A 15,218-nucleotide genomic window follows, 5' to 3' on the forward strand; every position below is an offset into this window, starting at 1 on the left:
ATTGGATTGTGTCGCGGGCTCAATGACATTGTTCGTCGGTGACGCCAAGCGCGCTCAACGCTGCATCGCTTGGCCGCACCTTCAGCCCGGCGCCACCGCGCGCCTGAGGGTAATGCGCGTCAGCTCCGAAGGCACGCCCAGGCGTATGGCAAAACCAGGCCAGAGGGCCGTGCCGTTGTTGACGTACAGCTGCATGCCATCGACATCATAGAACCCGGACACGAAGCCCTCGTTGGCGCGGGCGATGATCAGGTCGAGTGGGCGGATCATGCCGCCGTGGGTATGGCCCGACAACTGCAGCGCCACGCCTTGGCGGGCGGCTTGCCGGGCGTTGCGCGGTTGGTGGTCGAGCAGAATGATCGGCGCATCGGCGGGGGCTCCGGCCAGAGCCTGTTGCAGGTCTGGCCCCGGCAAGCCGGCGCGCGGCGCGCTCAGGTCGGTGACCCCGGCGATGACCAATTGCGCACCGTTGCGTTCGATTACCGAGTGGCTGTTGGTCAGGCGCTTCATGCCCAGCGAGACGAAATACTGCATCCACTCCTCGTTGTCGAAGAAGTACTCGTGGTTGCCGGGGATCACATACACCCCATCGGCCGCGCGCAGGTCCCGCAGCGGCTCGACGTCCCGTGTGCGCGCGCTGAGCGGGCCGTCGATCAGGTCGCCAGTGATCACGATCAGGTTGACCCCCAGCGCGTTCGAGCGCTCCACCACCGCGCGCGCCCACGGCTCGTTGAACAGCCGAGTGATGTGCATGTCGGTCAGTTGCAACAGCGTGTAGCCGTCGAACTGCGGGGGGAGATCTTTGATCGCCACTTCGATATCTTTCACCGGCGGCACGCGCACCGCTTGCTGTACGCCAACGGCTGCCAGTATCAGCGCCGCGGTCCCCAAGGCATAGCGCAGCGTGGCGGGTATGGTCAGCCATTGGCGGCGCACCAGCATCGTCAGCAGCGTGCCCAGGTCGACGACAATCTGCAGCACCGCGATCAGCAATATCGCGCCGAACGCCCAGTTGAAAAACATCAGCACGGCGCGCGGAAACTCCGGCGAGAACACGCTGCCGGACGAGAACCTGGCATACAGGTGGTACTGCGAAGCGAGCAGCAGCACCAGTGCACTGGCCAACCTGACGGGCAAGGGCCATGGCATGGGCCAGATGAACCGAACGATCACATACAGGCAAGGGGTGCTGAACATAACGTGAAACATCAAGTGGCTCCTGCGACCCTGATGGTCGGCGCGCATGGCGAAAAGGCTTTGAAAGGGCTATGCCAGAGAGGTTGAGATCAATTGCCAGGGCGATACGTTCATATCGAGCGGGGATTTTTCATGACGTGTCATGGGCTGCAGGGTGCCACCGAATCGAGCGGCCATCGACTCAAAAAAACCTCCATTATCGAGCCTTGACCCACAACCCAAACTGCCGCATCACCTCGACCACCGGCTCCAGACGCCGGCCATCTTCGGTCAGTTCATACTCGACCGTTACTGGCACAGTAGGAAACACCGTGCGTTTTACCAGGCCTGCCTCTTCAAGCGCACGCAGATCCAGTGTCAGCATTCGCTGGGATATGGCCGGTATATCCCGGCGCAACGCGTTGAAACGCTTCGGTCCGTCCAGCAGGTACGAAGCCAGCAGCAGACGCCAGCGGCCGCCCAGCAAGCGCATCGCTTCTTCCACCGAGCAGCCTGATACGTTGTCTTTCATGAGCGTTGTTCCAAATGGATGCAGGTATATTTTATGTACCTATACTACAAAAAAGTGCGTTCTTCCTATTTTATACCTGCTCTCTAGAATGCGTGATGCACGTTTCTCTATCTGAAACGACAGCCATTATCGTGCTCTGGAGTCTGCCAATGAAGCTGTACTACATCCCCGCCGCGTGCTCTTTGTCACCCCATATCATCATTCACGAGCTGGGTCTGGACGTGAGTTTGATCAAGGTCGATCACAAGACGCATCTGACCGAGGCAGGCGACGACTACTATCAGGTCAACCCGCTCGGTTATGTACCGACGCTCGAATTGGAAGACGGCACGGTACTGCGCGAGGGCGCGGCGATCGTGCAGTACCTGGGCGATTTGCGGCCAGAACTTGGGCTCGTACCGGCACACGATTCACTGGATCGATACCGATTGCAGGAGTGGCTGGGTTTTCTCGGCGCCGAGATCCACAAAGGCTTTATCCCGCTGTTGTATGCGACGTTAGCCGGTCGATATGTAGAGACGGTCAAGCCCAGACTCGAAGCGCGGTTTGCCTGGGTCGATGCGCAGCTGCAAGGCCGCAGTTACCTGATGGGCGAGCGTTTTACGGTGGCCGATGCCTATCTGTTCGCTTTAGTCGGTTGGGGTCAGGCGCATTGGCTGACCTCGTATTATCGGGCTGATATCCACTTCGATCATTTGCACAACCTGCAGGCCTGGTACGACCGGGTAGTCGCACGGCCAGCGGTGCAGCAGGCGTTGAGCGAGGAGGGCTTGCTCTGATGCCCTGATTTGCAACTGTCAGGCTTTAGCCACCAGCAGCCCGCGCTGCACCCGCCGCACCAGATAGACCGCAACCACCGTGGTGGCGACCAGGCAATAGCCCACCACGTCGAAGTGCAGCACCTTGCCGTCCGCGCCGATCATGACGATATGCCCGGCCAACAGCGAGGCAAAGCCGCCAGACAACTGCTGGATAGCCGAACTGACGGCGTTGAACGCGCCGCGATGGGAGGGCGCAGGGACGCCAGCGACCATGGCCTGGAAGGGGATCAGCCGCGAGAAGATCCCCACGAACAGCACCGCGTTGATCAGGATGACCCAAGGCAACGGCACGTTGGACAGGTGTGTGTAGAGCGTGACCATGACGATGGTCAGTGCGCTGCCGAGGTAGAACACCGGCAGCTTGCCGACGGTATCGCTGGCGCGGCCGATCAAGGGCCCCGCGACGATGGTGCACAGCCCGGTGAGCAGGTAGACGGTGGGCAGGCTGGTGATGTCGATGCCCAGGTTGTTGACGGTGAAGGCGCTGCTGAACGGCATCAGCATGTAGCCGCCGGTGGTCAGCAGCCCGGTGGCGGCGAAGGCGGCCCAGTGCTGCGGGGCCGTCAGGGTGTTGAACAGATGTCGAAAGGCGCTGTGCTCCTGCGGGGCTTTGAGGTGGTCGGCGACGGGCCGCATCACCAGCCCAATCACCAGCCCGCCGGCCGCGCCCATGGCGGCCAGCAGCAGGAAGGGCGCGTGCCAGCCCCAATGGTTGGCCAGGTACAGGCCCACGGGCAGGCCGAGCACCTGGCTGGCGGCGAATGCAGTCTGCAGCACTCCCATGACCCGGCCCCGCGATTGCGGGGCGAACAGGTCGGCGGCGATGGCCAGCACGATCGAGCCGATCACCCCGGCGAAGATGCCGGTGACCACGCGCGCCAGCAACAAGGTCTCGAAGCTGGCAGCCAGACCACACCACAGCGTGCCCAGGACGAATCCGCCGTAGAAAAACAGCAGCAGTTTCTTGCGATCGAAGCGATCGGCAAAGCCTGCGGTGATCAAGCCGCTCAGCCCGGCAGCGAACGCGTACGAACTGACCACCAGGCTGAACTGGCTGGCGGACATGCTCAGCGCCGGCATGATCATCGCACCCAGCGGGGCCATGAGCATGAAATCGATAATGACTGCGAACTGCAGGGTGGCGAGCAGGCCGACGACGAATTTTTGATAGCGGCTGAAGGGCGTCAAAGCGGTAACGTCGGAGGTCATCGATGGGCTCGGGCTGAAATATACGCAAAGCGGGCCGCCAATCATGGGGCAAAAGCGCCGGATAAAGAACCCTTGTCAGCGATTTGCGGCCTGGTCGCTGTCGAGGCCCTTGAGCGCCCCCTTCAAGCGCGAATGTCGCGAGCGTTCTTTTTCTGCAGGATCGTCGATGCTTCGTTGTAGTCATGCTGAAAGGCGTCGCTGCTGATCCAGGTCACCGCAGCGTCTTCGTCTTCGCCGTAAAAGATCTGACGATAGACGATCAGCAGCCCCATCATGAAATCGGTCGCCGGCTCCGGCGCTTCCTCGGCGACGACCAGCTCCAACACCGGGTACTGCAGGAATATCAGGCACATCGCCAACAGGCTGATGCCTTCGCCGACTTTCATTGCCTGGAAAAGATCGTCGAACTGGGCCGGGTCGAAGCCGTTCTCTTCGATATCCTTGAAGTCGAAGGTGCTCAGATCGATTTCAACGTCATCGAAGGGCTCATTGATCAACGGGTTGGCCAGCAGTGGATGGACGACGTTGGCTTTAGGTTTGCTCGAACGATTTTGCTTGGCCTTGGCTTTGGCCCGCTGGGCACGTTTTTGCTGTTTGTCTGGGGAAGCCATGAGGCGTGTTCCTTGGTCGGGACAGGATAATCAGGCCCGTATTGTATTCAGTCTTGCGGGGTTCGTCGGCGTTGGCGGGCAGATTTATTTGGCAGATGCGCGGGCGGCGATCAATCGAGGTTCAGGTCGCTGTACTGGCGATCAAGCTTTCAGAGGCGTGCTGATCTTCCGCGCTTTGCAAGGCGATGCGCCTCGCCAGTTCGCGCCGAAACTTGATCGGCCCTGCGTCGCTGGGCAGGTTTATCGGCGCTGTGCGGGGGTTGAGCATGCCTTTGTGTACGGCCGCCAGCACCGCGCGGTCTTCGGCAAAGGCATGCTGGACATCTTCATCGAATCGACGTGATACAGCGTCGTTGTCGGGGTCGAAGTTGCGCATCTGGAACCAGTAATAGCGGGTGGTGTGCGCGTCGACCGGCGTCATGAAGTTGTAGGAGTTCATCAAGAACACCTCTTCGTGCATCGGCGCGTCATCGTGCCCGGTGCCGGCGGGGGTAAACACCGCCTTGATGATGGCCTGGCAGGGGAACTGGACTTCGTAATGCTGCAGTCGGTCGCAAGGCCCGGCGAAGGTCACGAACTGGGCGTAGAACGGCGCCACCTCGACGTTGCGCATCCAGCGCGAGACGATCACACCATTGGCTGTTTCGGTCACGGTGACCGGCTCCGACGCACAGGCCGCATTGCCGAAGGACGATTGATGCACCCACGCGACATGGGACGGGTCGAGCAGGTTGTCGGTCATGTACAGGTAGTTGCACGGCACGGTCATGCTGGCCCCGCAGCTGAGCCCCCATAACGGATCGCCCCATTCGGGCACCTCGCACAGGCTGGCCGGGTCTGCCAATGCCGGGTCGCCCATCCACAGCCAGACGAGGCCGTAGCGCACCTGCAGCGGATAGCTGTGAACCTTGGCCCTGGCCGGGATTCTGGCGCTGGTGGGCGCACGGGTGCAGGTGCCCTCGCTGTCGAAGGTGAGGCCGTGATAGCCACACTCGACCTGGTCGCCGTCCAGGCGCCCCATCGACAACGGCAGCTTGCGGTGCGGGCAAGCGTCTTCGAGTGCTTTGATTTGCCCATCGGCTTTGCGAAACAGCACCACGGGCTCGCCCAGCAAGGTAGTCGGGAACAGGCCGTCACCGATTTCATTCTCGCTGGCAGCCACGTACCAGGCGTTGCGTAAGTACATTCGGGTTACTCCTGCGGCGAAGTTGACAAGTCTGCGCGTGGCGTTTTCGGGGTGTAATCCTGATGGATCAGCGCGGTCAGCGCGCGCTCCCAGATTTGCCGGGTGCGCAGCCCGACCAGCGCCTGCCAGTCGCTGTCGTCGGGATAGAATTGCTCCAACAGCCCGCGCTTGATCATCTGGCCTTGCTCGCTCAGCGGATCACCGTGCAAGTGCAGCCAGTGATCGGCACGCAATTGGGCATGCATCGGTGGCCCTGGCCAGGTGCCGCACTCGATCACGAATGGCATCAGCTGGACCTCGGGCAGCGCGTCGAGCAATGCCTGCGAGGTGTAGCCGGTAGACGTGGCGGCCACCCCGGTATCGCTCAAGGTATTGGCTGCGGTGATCAGGGTGTACAACCACGGGCCGAACAGCGACTGCGCATCCGGCAGTGCCGGGTAGGCCGATTGGACGATGGTCATCAGCATCGGATGACCGTATTCACCCGCGCCGGTGTGCAGGTCGAAGGTCATGGCCACTTTGGCGCTGCCCAGGTGTGTCGCGAGGATTTGCCGGAGTGTCTGATTGGACCAGCTCGGGGCGTGGCCACCGAAGAACAGACCGTCGGCAAACTGATATTGCCCAGCACCGACGATCGCCATCAGTTGCGCCCAGCCATGCTCCTCGACCAGCGCGTTGAACCGCGCATCGGCCTGGGCGCGCGACGGGCCGTCGAGATCGGTGCAGGTGTAGACATCGTGGATTGCCGCATACGCGGCGTTGTCGGGCAGTGGCTGGGTGAAGTCGATGTAGTTGCGGTTGAGGTCGATATTGTCTTCGTTGACCCGGCGCATCCAGGCGGTGCCCCAGGGGTTGATCAGGTGGATCATCAGGATCGCGACGTCGTCTGGCAGTTCGCGGGTGCCGTAGGTTTCGAGCCATTGGCTCTGGCAGTCCGAGCCGTAGTAGCCCTCGACGCCGTGGGTGCCGCTAAGTGTCACCAGCACCCGTTCGGCCCTCGGGTTGCCCAGCCAGGCGACGTCGGTGCTCAGTGGCTCGCCGAACGGGCCCGGCAGTGGGTGATCGTAGCGCGACAGGGACGCGCCGGCTTGGGTGGCGGCCCGCACGAAACGCTCGCGCAAACCGCAATAGCTGGGGTGATTCGGGAAAGCATCAGGCATGACTATGACTCGCAACACTGGGCCGCACGGGGGTGCTCAGCCGTTATAGATATCGAAGCTGAAGTATTTTTTCTGGATGGCGTCGTAGGTGCCGTTTTCGTGCATCGCGCGCAACGCCGAGTTGATCGCGTCGATCAGCGCCTTGTTGGATTTTTCGATGCCGATACCCACGCCTTCACCCAGAAAGGCGACGTCTTTGACCGGCTCGCCGGCGAAGGCATAGCCCGCGCCTTGGGCGGTCTTCAAAAAGCCCATGTCGCCGACCACCGAATCAGTGAACGTGGCGTCGATGCGGCCATTGAGCAGCTCGGGGTAGATGAGCTCCTGGTTGGCGTAGCTCACCACGTTGACGCCTTTAGAGGCCCATTTGGCCTTTGCGTAGGCCTCCTGAGTGGTGCCTTGGGCAACGCCGATGGTCTTGCCGGCCAGTGACTCGGGGGTAGGCTGCAGCGTACTGCCGGCTTTGGCGATCATTCGGCTCGGGGACAGATACAGCTTGTCGCTGAACGCCACCTGCCTGGCGCGGGTTTCGTTGATGCTCATCGCCGACAGGATCGCATCGAATTTGTGCGCCTTGAGCGCCGGGATGATGCTGTCGAAGCCGGTTTCCACCCACACGCATTTGGCTTTCAGTTGCGCACAGATGGCGTTGCCCAGATCGATGTCGAAGCCTTGGAGTGTGTTATCTGCCGTTTTGGATTCAAAGGGGGCGAACGTCGGGTCGACGCCGAATCGAATCGTGGTGAGGTCTTTGCTGAAGGCAGTGGTCGAGGCGATGGCGAGTAGAACGGTGGCGATGAGTCTTTTCATGTGCGCGTTTTCCGACTGGACATATGCGGCACAGGGCGACAGGCAGCGCGGCAATGCGCGCAAGGTCGACCTGTGGTGATTGGCAGCAAAACGGAAAAGCAACGGTGTTCAGGCTAATTATTATGGGCAACTCATGGCGTCAACATAGCCGACTTTAAGTGTAGAGAACAGCTCAGTAAAACTGGTCGATGGTTTAGAAAAACTAAACATACAGCCGTTGGTTTGCCTCATGTTGGTCTTTGCCACGTGCGACCAGCCACCGGTGGAAGTCCCGACCCCAGGGTTTCTCGAAGGCGTTGTTACTCCAGATCAGATAGTAGGAGGAGGGCAGGAACAGCGGGCGAGCCAGTGGCATGACCAGGTGCCCGGCCTCGAGGTCCGCGCACACCATGGCGTACTGCGCGAGAACGAACCCTCGGTTTTCAATGGCGGCCTGTATGGCCATGGATGACAGTGAAAACACGCGATGACCATCGTTCAACGTCGCGCAATCGACCTGCTGCGCGTCGAACCAGTCGCGCCAGGAGGGCGGTGAGGCGAAGCTGGGTAGCCAGTCCACCGACAGCAGCGGGTACTCGAGGAGCTGCTCTGCATGGATGATCGGCGCTTGTTTGTCGAGCAGATCCGGGCTGCAGACCGGCACGATGCAGTCGCGGAACAATTCGATTGCATTGCCTGTGTCCGGCACCCCGTCACCGTAAGTGATGCGAAAGTCGATCGCGTAGCCATCGGTGGCGGGCTCGGCGTGGCGGGCCTCTAGAAACAGATCGACGTGGGGGAATCGATCCTGCCAGGTGTATACCTGCGGGACCAGCCATTTGGACATCAGCGAAGGCAACCCGCTGACGCGCAGGTTGCTGGTGTTTTTCGCCAGTTCCACTTCGGCTCTACCTACCTGCAGACTCTCGAAAGCGGCGGCGCAATTGCGGTGATAACGCTCGCCCACGGCAGTCAGGCGGATGCGCTTGCCATCCTTTACCGTGAGGCTCATCCCGAGGCTGTCCTCGAGGATTTTCATCTGCTGACTGACCGCGCCGGTCGAAATCCCGAGGCGACGCGCCGCCTCGGCAATACCGCCGCAGCGACCGACGATATTAAAGATCTGCAGGGCTCTCAGGGGCGGCAAATTATCCATGCAGGGTCCGCGAGGAAGTGGGTGAGCTCTGGATTATTGGACGGATGCTGGTCGCTGTGAAGCGCCGCGTGTTTTTGAGGGCAAGCAATGAGCAAGAAGCGGATAGCGCAGCCGGTCATGCATCCGCTCTCATGCGTCTCTACATGACAGGAGACGCCCATGACTTTTCGTATTTCCGGACTTTCCCCCGAACCCTTTCGGGCGTTGTTTGGCCTGCCCGATCAGGCGCTGGCAGCGCTCGGTGTCAAACGCTATCAGGTCGACAGCGACCCTGGTTTTCCTGACCGCATCGAGTTGAAAGACGCCCAGATAGGCCAAAGCGTGCTGTTGCTCAACCATGTTTGCCAGCCAGCCGATACGCCATACCGGGCCTCGCACGCGATCTTCGTGCGTGAAGGCGCCACGCAGGTTTATGACGCCGTGGGACAGGTGCCTGAGGCCATGCGTATCCGCCTGCTGTCGCTGCGTGCTTACGCCGACAGCGGGATGATGATCGACGCCGATGTCGTCGCAGGGACAGAGATAGAAGCCGTGATTGCACGAATATTCGCCGATCCGCAGGTCAGCTATATTCATGTGCATCATGCCAAGCGAGGGTGTTATGCGGCGCGGATAGATCGGGTGTGACTGCGCATCACTTGTCTGCGATCTGCGCCGGGTGTGTCGAGCGCAGATAAAATCTTCCTCTCGCCAGTCCGGTTCAACTAGCATGGCGACCCCAAGCCCTGCGTGCACGACGCGTAGGGCACCTGCAGAACCATTAATTTGCCTGTTCGCCCATGACTGCCTTCTACCTGAAATTATTCATCACGCCCGCTTTGATGCTCGCCATTTCGCTGGCAGGCCATCGCTGGGGAACCCGCCTCGCGGGCCTTCTCTCTGGATTGCCCGTCACTTCAGCACTGATCATGCTGTTTCTCACCCTCGAACAAGGCAGCGAATTCGCGCTGAGGGCGATTCCCGGCGCATTGGCTGGGCTGACTGCAGTCCAGGCGACCTACCTGTGCTATGTCGTCGTGGCACGACGTGTTCGCGTCCCCGTCGCGTGCATGGCGGCCTTGGCAACGTATGCCGCAATGGCTGCCCTGATGAGCCGTTTGGAAAGCCTGATGGTGCCGGTCATCGTGACGCTGATCCTGATCGCCTCGATCATCCTCGTCACTTCGCGACAGGTACGCACGACCGCTGCGCTGTTGGTGCCGGTGCCAAGCTGGGTGATCCCGATGCGCATGCTGACAGCGACATTGCTGCTGCTGGCGATCACCGCCAGCGCCGCGTGGCTCGGGCCTGTCGCCAGCGGGATGCTGGCGCCGATTCCGGTCATTGCCTGGCCGTTGACGGTATTCGCTCACGTTCAGGGCGGTAGGCAGGAAATGAGCAAGATCATCAGGGGCAACGCCATTGGCGGTGTGGGCGTTCTGGGGTTCTATCTGGTTCTGAAAGGGGGGCTGGTGCAATGGGGAGGGCTCGCGGCCATTGCCGCTGCGGTGATGCTGGCGGTGCTGGCGACGTTTTTGTTGGCGAGGGTGCTGGACAGGCGTTGAGTGAGCTTGGTTGATAGCGGCCGCCTATGACAGGCGACTTCGACCCGTAGCAGACGCTCTCTCTTACCGTTGTGTTCGGATGGCAGCAGAGCCGCGCCGGATCGAGAGCGTGGGCATCCCTATTCTCAGCAGCGGCATTAACTGCCAGCGGCGCGCCCGATCGCCGACTACACCGCCTGACTCTCGAACTGCACCGTCGTGGTCGATGCTCACGGCACGGGCGTCCAGTTCGCCAGGCGAGTGGAAGAACTGGGCGTGGCGAACGTGCGGCCGGGCTAGATCTCGCGTCATTAGGCGCTGGCGCGAGTGTCCGGCGGCTTCGCTGGTGCTTTCGCTGCAGGCCTGGCAGCCGGTTTTACGCTAGGTTTCGCAGGCACTTTCGCGGCTGGTTTCGCAGCCGGTTTCACGCCAGATTTCGCAGGCGCTTTCACAGCTGGCTTAGCAGCAGCTTTCGCTATTGCAGGACGCAAGCCTTGTCGCTTGATCAATCCCGACTCCGTCCGTTTGCGCAGTTTTAAGTTGTGGCAGAAAAGCTCGCAAGCCTCTTCATTCATACCACTAAGCCAGCCTGTCGAAGCTCTGGTGCTGGCTTCACAGTTAGCTCAACCCCGACAGCGAGCATGAGGCGCATCACCGTGTCGTAGCGAACGTGGGTACCGCTCTTCAGTGCTTTGTAAAGGCTCTCACGGTTCACCCCGGCGTTCTGCGCCAGCCTGTTCACGCCTTGGGCTTTGGCCACTTCGGCAATCGCCTGCATCATGACTTCGGGGTCGTGTTCTTTCATCGCTTCGGCCAGGAACGCACTGGTAGTTTCGGGCGTGTCCAGGAAGCGGGAGGCCTCGAAGCGGCTTGTATTGCCCAGATTCAGGTTGAGAATGGGCATGTCTTCGGGTTTGTTTTGGTTACTCATAATCATGCACCTCGCAGTGCGTCCAGATGCGCGCCTGTCGCGCGAACGCTTGGGCGGCGTCGACTTTGGAAGGGGAGGCTGCGCAGCCACCGCGCACTCACTGTTTAGCTGTGCCTTTAGAAAGCTCCATGATCATGCGCGTCAGCAGGTAAATCCGTGGCGAGACGCTTTCGACTTCGGCGTATTCTTCGGGGGTATGGATGTTGCCGCCGACGATGCCAAAACCGTCCAGCGTCGGCACGCCAACACTGGCGGCCAGGCTTGCATCGGCTGCGCCGCCGCTGCCTTCGAGGGTCAGCGTGCGGCCGAGTTCGCCGTAAATGCCTTGGGCGACAGCCACCAACTTGTCGGTTTCGGCGGTTTGCGGCATCGGTGGGAGGCCACGAATCAGCTGGGTCGACACTTCGGTTTCCGGGATCAGTTTGTCAGCCGATACTCGCGCGAGATCCTTTTCGATCCGGTCGAACTCTTCCGGCACGGCTACGCGCACATCGGCCTTGGCGCTGGCTCGATCAGGGATGACATTGGTGCGGTCACCGGCATTGATCACAGTAAAGTTGATGGTGGTCTTCTTCTCGGCATCGCCCAGTTTCCCTAGTTGCAGAATCTGGTGTGCCGCTTCCATCGCCGCGTTACGGCCCAGCTCCGGTGCAACGCCCGCATGGGACGCCTTGCCCTTCACGTCGACCACTGCTGTCACACTGCCTTTACGCCAGACAACCAGGCCGTCAGCGGGGCGACCCGGCTCCAGGTTCAGCGTCACATCGTGCTGCCTGGCGGTTTCCTTGATCAGGTCGGTCGCAGCGTCCGAACCGGTTTCCTCGCTGGCGTCCAGCAGGAAGGTGATCTGCGCGTAGTCGGTAAACTTCAGGTTTTTCAGAATCTGCAGCGCGTAAATCCCGGCGACAATGCCGCCCTTGTCGTCCATCACCCCGGGGCCATAAGCGCGTCCATCCTTGATGTGGAAAGGCCGGGCGGCGGCCGAGCCTTCCTTGAACACCGTGTCCATGTGCGCCATGAGCAAGATCTTCGCTTTGCCCGTGCCCTTGAGCGTGGCGATCACATGGTTGCTTTTGTCAGGGGGCGTATTGGGGAAGGTCTCAATGGTCGCTCCGAGCTTTTTCAATTCATCGACGACCATGGCGCTCACCTTGCTCAGCCCCGGCTCGTAACCGGAGCCGGAATCGATATTGACCAATTGCTCCAACAGCTTCAGCGCAGGCTCCTTGGCCTGCTCGGCGCCAGCCTGAACCAGTTTGTCGGGCGTCGCTGCCTGAGCGAGGGAGCCGCCAGCAAATGTGACAGCAAGCGCCAAAGCGCAGGCGAGGGCAGAGCGCGGAAGCATTAACGGCATGGGTCGTTCCTTGAGTGGGGTGGATTGATCAAAAGATCTTGGCGATTCTGAACGCAGATGCGCTGTGGCCTGAAGTTGCGGCGTTGAGCGAGATTGCGTCCATTGAGAATGTAGTGTGACGCCAGTCATGTCGGCTCGTTTGCCTACACCTCCCGTAACCCCTGCGCCGTATTCAAATCCGTCACCAGCACATCCACGAAGCCGCCCTTGAGCGCGCCACGAATTGCATGAACCTTGCGGCTCCCGCCCGCCAAGGCCAGCACGCGTGGCACGCTGTGCAGCTTGGGCAATGCCATTGACACGACGAACTCCTCGTCTTCGCCGAGCACGGGCTTGCCGTTGGCGTCGAAGTAGCGCAGGCAGATGTCTCCCACCGCGCCGCGCTCGGCGAGCACCCGCAACATTTCCTCGGTGTAGTAGTTGCCGCTGTTGCGTAGCAGTTGCGACGGCTCCAGTTCACCGACGCCGACAATGGCCAGGGTGACGCTGTCGAAGCGTTCGATGACTTCGCGCACTTCGTCCATCTGCATGATGCGTTCGCGGCTTTGTACCGACTGCTCGATACTCTGGGAGGGCAGCAAGTAGGCGGGGCAGTTGAGCAGCGTGGCCAGGCGTTGAGTCAGCAGGGTGGCTTCGAAGGCACCCTTGTTGCCGACCCCGCCTAGCAGTTGCACCACTTCGCGGGCGGCCTGGCGGCCCGGCAGGCTGTGCAGGTGCCCGACCATGGCCCGAATCGTCGAGCTCCAGGATGAAATACCGATGCTGTCATCGGCGTTCAAGGTGGTTTCCAGATAATGAGCGGCGGCCGAGCCAATCGCCTGCTTGATGCTTTCTTCGTCGTCAGGCACTGTCGCTTCGACCACGATCACCCGGCGCACGCCGTAGCGCTGCTGCAGTTCGCGTTCAAGTTCCAGATGCAGCCCCTGGGGGCGCATCACCGTAATCTTCACCACGCCATCCTGCAGCGCGCGTTGCAAGGCGCGGCTGATGAAGGACTGTGAAAGGTCGAGCTGTGCCGAGATCTGCGACTGCTTCAAGCCTTCCTCGTAATAGAGGCTGGCAATTTTGGTAATCAGACGCAGTTCTTCGATCTGGCTCATGACTCTCTCGATGACGGGCTTGTACAGTAACAATCAGTTCACTACCGCCTGCATCATAACAAATCAGGACATGATCAAGCCGCCGTCGATATTGATCGCCTGGCCAGTCAGGTAGGCGGCGTCGTCGCTCGCCAGGAACGCCACCAAGCCTGCCACGTCTTCGGGTTTGCCGGCGCGGCGCATGGGGATATTGCCGACCCATTCGGCCATCAGCTCGCCTTTGGCGTATTGCTTGTGCTCGGTGCTAAGGATTTGCCCCCATACACGGTCGTTGTACTCCCACATCTCGCTTTCGATGATGCCTGGGCAGAAGGCGTTGACGGTGATGCCATGGCGCGCGAGTTCCAGCGACAGGCTCTGGGTGATGCCGATCACGCCCATCTTGCTCGCCGCATAATGCGGGGTGTAGACAAAGCCCTGGCGGCCCTGGCCGGAGGAGGTGTTGATCAGCCGGCCGCTGCCCTGTTTGACCATGTACTTGGCGGCTTCTCGGCAGCAAAGCCAGACGGCGGTGGTGTTGACCTGCAGCACTTTGTCGAAGTCGCTGCGGGGCATGCTGTCGAAGTGGTCGATGGTGATGATGCCCGCGTTCTGCACCGACACGTCGATGCTGGCGAAGCGCTCGAACGCGGCAGCGTACATCTGCACCACCTGTGCTTCATCGGTAACGTCGACGCCCAGCGCCAAAATCTGTGCGCCATGCCTGCCGGCGATCTGCTCGGCCGTGGCGGTCACACGAGCCAAGTCGTTGGACGCCATGACCAGATTCGCCCCTTCCCGGGCGAAGCGCTCGGCGATGCCGGCACCGATGCCGCGGCAGGCGCCGGTGATGACGATGGTCTTGCCAGTGAATCGTTGCGACATGTCATGCACTCCTGAGGTGGGCTTACCAGCAGACGAAGCCACCGTCGACGATCAGGTCGACGCCGGTGCAGAAAGACGCGGCCTGACTGGCCAGAAAGATCGCCGGGCCGACGATCTCCTCGACGGCGGCCATGCGTCCCATCGGCGTGGTTTGCTCGAAGATTTTTACCTGCTCGGCGACTTCCGGGCGCGAGTTCATGGGCGTAGCGGTGTAGCCCGGGCTGATGCAGTTGACCCGCAGGCCCTGGTCGGCCCACTCCATGGCCAGGCTTTTGCTGAGATGGATGACCCCAGCCTTGGACGTGTTGTAGTGGGCCTGCAGCAGCCCGCGGTTGACGATGCTGCCGGACATCGAGGCAATGTTGACGATGGCGCCTTTGCCGCGCGGTAGCATCACCGCCGCCTGTGCTTGGCAACTGAGGAAGACGCCCGTTAGGTTGACGTCGAGCATGCTCTGCCAGCGCTCCAGCGTCAGCTCTTCGGCGGCCTGGGCGTTAGCGATGCCTGCGCAATTGACCGCCACGCTCAGCTCGCCCAATTCGCTTTCACAGCGGGCTACAGCGGCCTCCAGGCTGGCCTTGTCGGTCACCGTGCCGCTCATGGCCAAGGCGCGACGGCCCAACGCCTGAATGCGTTCTACGGTCTGGCCAATCCCGGCGCTGCCGGGCAGGTCGAAGCACGCCACATCGGCGCCCGCCTGGGCCAGGCCCACGGCAATGGCCTGGCCAATGCCGCTACCGGCACCCGTGACGAATGCGGTTTGCCCATCGAGTCGAAAAATTTGCATACAGGCTCCGTTATTTGTT

General features: G+C 61.2%; 16 protein-coding genes. 3 read left to right on the forward strand and 13 right to left on the reverse strand.

Going from position 1 to position 15,218, the window contains the following annotated elements; all coding sequences use genetic code 11:
- Positions 1–81: 81 nt before the first annotated feature.
- Entirely contained in the window at positions 82–1,209 is a 1,128-nt protein-coding gene (locus LIX93_RS22115) for a metallophosphoesterase (protein ID WP_226506193.1), read from the reverse strand.
- Between the two features lie 184 nt (positions 1,210–1,393).
- Positions 1,394–1,708, reverse strand: a complete 315-nt coding sequence (locus LIX93_RS22120; protein ID WP_226506194.1) for a helix-turn-helix domain-containing protein — start codon at positions 1,706–1,708, stop codon at positions 1,394–1,396.
- A 149-nt stretch (positions 1,709–1,857) separates the two neighbouring features.
- On the opposite strand from LIX93_RS22120, the gene gstA reads away from it, so the two are divergent.
- Positions 1,858–2,487 carry a glutathione transferase GstA gene (gene gstA, locus LIX93_RS22125; RefSeq protein ID WP_226506195.1) on the forward strand — a complete coding sequence of 210 codons (630 nt, stop codon included), beginning with the start codon at positions 1,858–1,860 and terminating at the stop codon, positions 2,485–2,487.
- Positions 2,488–2,505: 18 nt separating this feature from the next.
- Here the strand turns inward: gstA and LIX93_RS22130 are convergent, their stop codons facing one another.
- The 6 genes from LIX93_RS22130 to LIX93_RS22155 all read right to left on the reverse strand — a co-directional run bounded on the left by LIX93_RS22130 (position 2,506) and on the right by LIX93_RS22155 (position 8,640).
- The gene (locus LIX93_RS22130; protein ID WP_226506196.1) at positions 2,506–3,738 is read right to left on the reverse strand and encodes an MFS transporter; all 1,233 of its coding nucleotides are present in this window, start codon (positions 3,736–3,738) and stop codon (positions 2,506–2,508) included.
- 122 nt (positions 3,739–3,860) lie between these two features.
- Positions 3,861–4,349, reverse strand: coding sequence for a hypothetical protein (locus tag LIX93_RS22135; protein WP_226506197.1), 489 nt, complete (start codon positions 4,347–4,349; stop codon positions 3,861–3,863).
- Between the two features lie 121 nt (positions 4,350–4,470).
- On the reverse strand, positions 4,471–5,535 hold the full coding sequence (locus tag LIX93_RS22140) for an aromatic ring-hydroxylating dioxygenase subunit alpha (RefSeq protein WP_226506198.1): 1,065 nt from the start codon (positions 5,533–5,535) through the stop codon (positions 4,471–4,473).
- Between the two features lie 5 nt (positions 5,536–5,540).
- On the reverse strand, positions 5,541–6,695 hold the full coding sequence (locus LIX93_RS22145) for a DUF2817 domain-containing protein (protein ID WP_226506199.1): 1,155 nt from the start codon (positions 6,693–6,695) through the stop codon (positions 5,541–5,543).
- 36 nt (positions 6,696–6,731) lie between these two features.
- The gene (locus tag LIX93_RS22150; protein WP_226506200.1) at positions 6,732–7,505 is read right to left on the reverse strand and encodes an ABC transporter substrate-binding protein; all 774 of its coding nucleotides are present in this window, start codon (positions 7,503–7,505) and stop codon (positions 6,732–6,734) included.
- A gap of 202 nt (positions 7,506–7,707) precedes the next feature.
- Positions 7,708–8,640, reverse strand: a complete 933-nt coding sequence (locus LIX93_RS22155) for a LysR substrate-binding domain-containing protein (protein ID WP_226506201.1) — start codon at positions 8,638–8,640, stop codon at positions 7,708–7,710.
- A 159-nt stretch (positions 8,641–8,799) separates the two neighbouring features.
- Here LIX93_RS22155 and LIX93_RS22160 point away from each other — a divergent pair, with 159 nt between their 5' ends.
- Together LIX93_RS22160 and LIX93_RS22165 are read left to right on the forward strand one after the other, a co-directional pair.
- A complete protein-coding gene (locus LIX93_RS22160) occupies positions 8,800–9,267 on the forward strand; it encodes a DUF1203 domain-containing protein (protein WP_226506202.1) in 468 nt (155 codons plus the stop codon).
- 152 nt (positions 9,268–9,419) lie between these two features.
- On the forward strand, positions 9,420–10,184 hold the full coding sequence (locus tag LIX93_RS22165; protein WP_226506203.1) for a hypothetical protein: 765 nt from the start codon (positions 9,420–9,422) through the stop codon (positions 10,182–10,184).
- A 550-nt stretch (positions 10,185–10,734) separates the two neighbouring features.
- Here LIX93_RS22165 and LIX93_RS22170 read toward each other — a convergent pair.
- From LIX93_RS22170 to LIX93_RS22190, 5 genes are all read right to left on the reverse strand, one after another.
- Entirely contained in the window at positions 10,735–11,094 is a 360-nt protein-coding gene (locus LIX93_RS22170; RefSeq protein WP_226506204.1) for an addiction module antidote protein, read from the reverse strand.
- A 97-nt stretch (positions 11,095–11,191) separates the two neighbouring features.
- Positions 11,192–12,448: a M20/M25/M40 family metallo-hydrolase gene (locus tag LIX93_RS22175; protein ID WP_226506234.1), complete on the reverse strand. Its 1,257-nt coding sequence runs from the start codon at positions 12,446–12,448 to the stop codon at positions 11,192–11,194.
- 143 nt (positions 12,449–12,591) lie between these two features.
- On the reverse strand, positions 12,592–13,548 hold the full coding sequence (locus tag LIX93_RS22180; protein ID WP_226506205.1) for a sugar-binding transcriptional regulator: 957 nt from the start codon (positions 13,546–13,548) through the stop codon (positions 12,592–12,594).
- 63 nt (positions 13,549–13,611) lie between these two features.
- Positions 13,612–14,412: an SDR family oxidoreductase gene (locus tag LIX93_RS22185; RefSeq protein ID WP_226506206.1), complete on the reverse strand. Its 801-nt coding sequence runs from the start codon at positions 14,410–14,412 to the stop codon at positions 13,612–13,614.
- A 22-nt stretch (positions 14,413–14,434) separates the two neighbouring features.
- Complete coding sequence (locus LIX93_RS22190) at positions 14,435–15,199, reverse strand: SDR family oxidoreductase (RefSeq protein WP_226506207.1); 765 nt, start codon at positions 15,197–15,199, stop codon at positions 14,435–14,437.
- Between the last annotated feature and the right edge of the window lie 19 nt (positions 15,200–15,218).

The sequence above is a fragment of the Pseudomonas sp. MWU16-30317 genome (assembly GCF_020515695.1).
Classification (GTDB): Bacteria; Pseudomonadota; Gammaproteobacteria; order Pseudomonadales; family Pseudomonadaceae; genus Aquipseudomonas.

Coding starts and splice junctions, on each gene's coding strand:
- LIX93_RS22155 (WP_226506201.1), bottom strand. CDS start 8,640: ATGGATAATTTGCCGCCCCTGAGAGCCCTGCAGATCTTTAATATCGTC.
- LIX93_RS22170 (WP_226506204.1), bottom strand. CDS start 11,094: ATGAGTAACCAAAACAAACCCGAAGACATGCCCATTCTCAACCTGAAT.
- LIX93_RS22130 (WP_226506196.1), bottom strand. CDS start 3,738: ATGACCTCCGACGTTACCGCTTTGACGCCCTTCAGCCGCTATCAAAAA.
- LIX93_RS22120 (WP_226506194.1), bottom strand. CDS start 1,708: ATGAAAGACAACGTATCAGGCTGCTCGGTGGAAGAAGCGATGCGCTTG.
- LIX93_RS22135 (WP_226506197.1), bottom strand. CDS start 4,349: ATGGCTTCCCCAGACAAACAGCAAAAACGTGCCCAGCGGGCCAAAGCC.
- LIX93_RS22175 (WP_226506234.1), bottom strand. CDS start 12,448: ATGCCGTTAATGCTTCCGCGCTCTGCCCTCGCCTGCGCTTTGGCGCTT.
- LIX93_RS22180 (WP_226506205.1), bottom strand. CDS start 13,548: ATGAGCCAGATCGAAGAACTGCGTCTGATTACCAAAATTGCCAGCCTC.
- LIX93_RS22190 (WP_226506207.1), bottom strand. CDS start 15,199: ATGCAAATTTTTCGACTCGATGGGCAAACCGCATTCGTCACGGGTGCC.
- LIX93_RS22145 (WP_226506199.1), bottom strand. CDS start 6,695: ATGCCTGATGCTTTCCCGAATCACCCCAGCTATTGCGGTTTGCGCGAG.
- LIX93_RS22185 (WP_226506206.1), bottom strand. CDS start 14,412: ATGTCGCAACGATTCACTGGCAAGACCATCGTCATCACCGGCGCCTGC.
- LIX93_RS22160 (WP_226506202.1), top strand. CDS start 8,800: ATGACTTTTCGTATTTCCGGACTTTCCCCCGAACCCTTTCGGGCGTTG.
- LIX93_RS22165 (WP_226506203.1), top strand. CDS start 9,420: ATGACTGCCTTCTACCTGAAATTATTCATCACGCCCGCTTTGATGCTC.
- LIX93_RS22115 (WP_226506193.1), bottom strand. CDS start 1,209: ATGTTTCACGTTATGTTCAGCACCCCTTGCCTGTATGTGATCGTTCGG.
- LIX93_RS22140 (WP_226506198.1), bottom strand. CDS start 5,535: ATGTACTTACGCAACGCCTGGTACGTGGCTGCCAGCGAGAATGAAATC.
- LIX93_RS22150 (WP_226506200.1), bottom strand. CDS start 7,505: ATGAAAAGACTCATCGCCACCGTTCTACTCGCCATCGCCTCGACCACT.
- gstA (WP_226506195.1), top strand. CDS start 1,858: ATGAAGCTGTACTACATCCCCGCCGCGTGCTCTTTGTCACCCCATATC.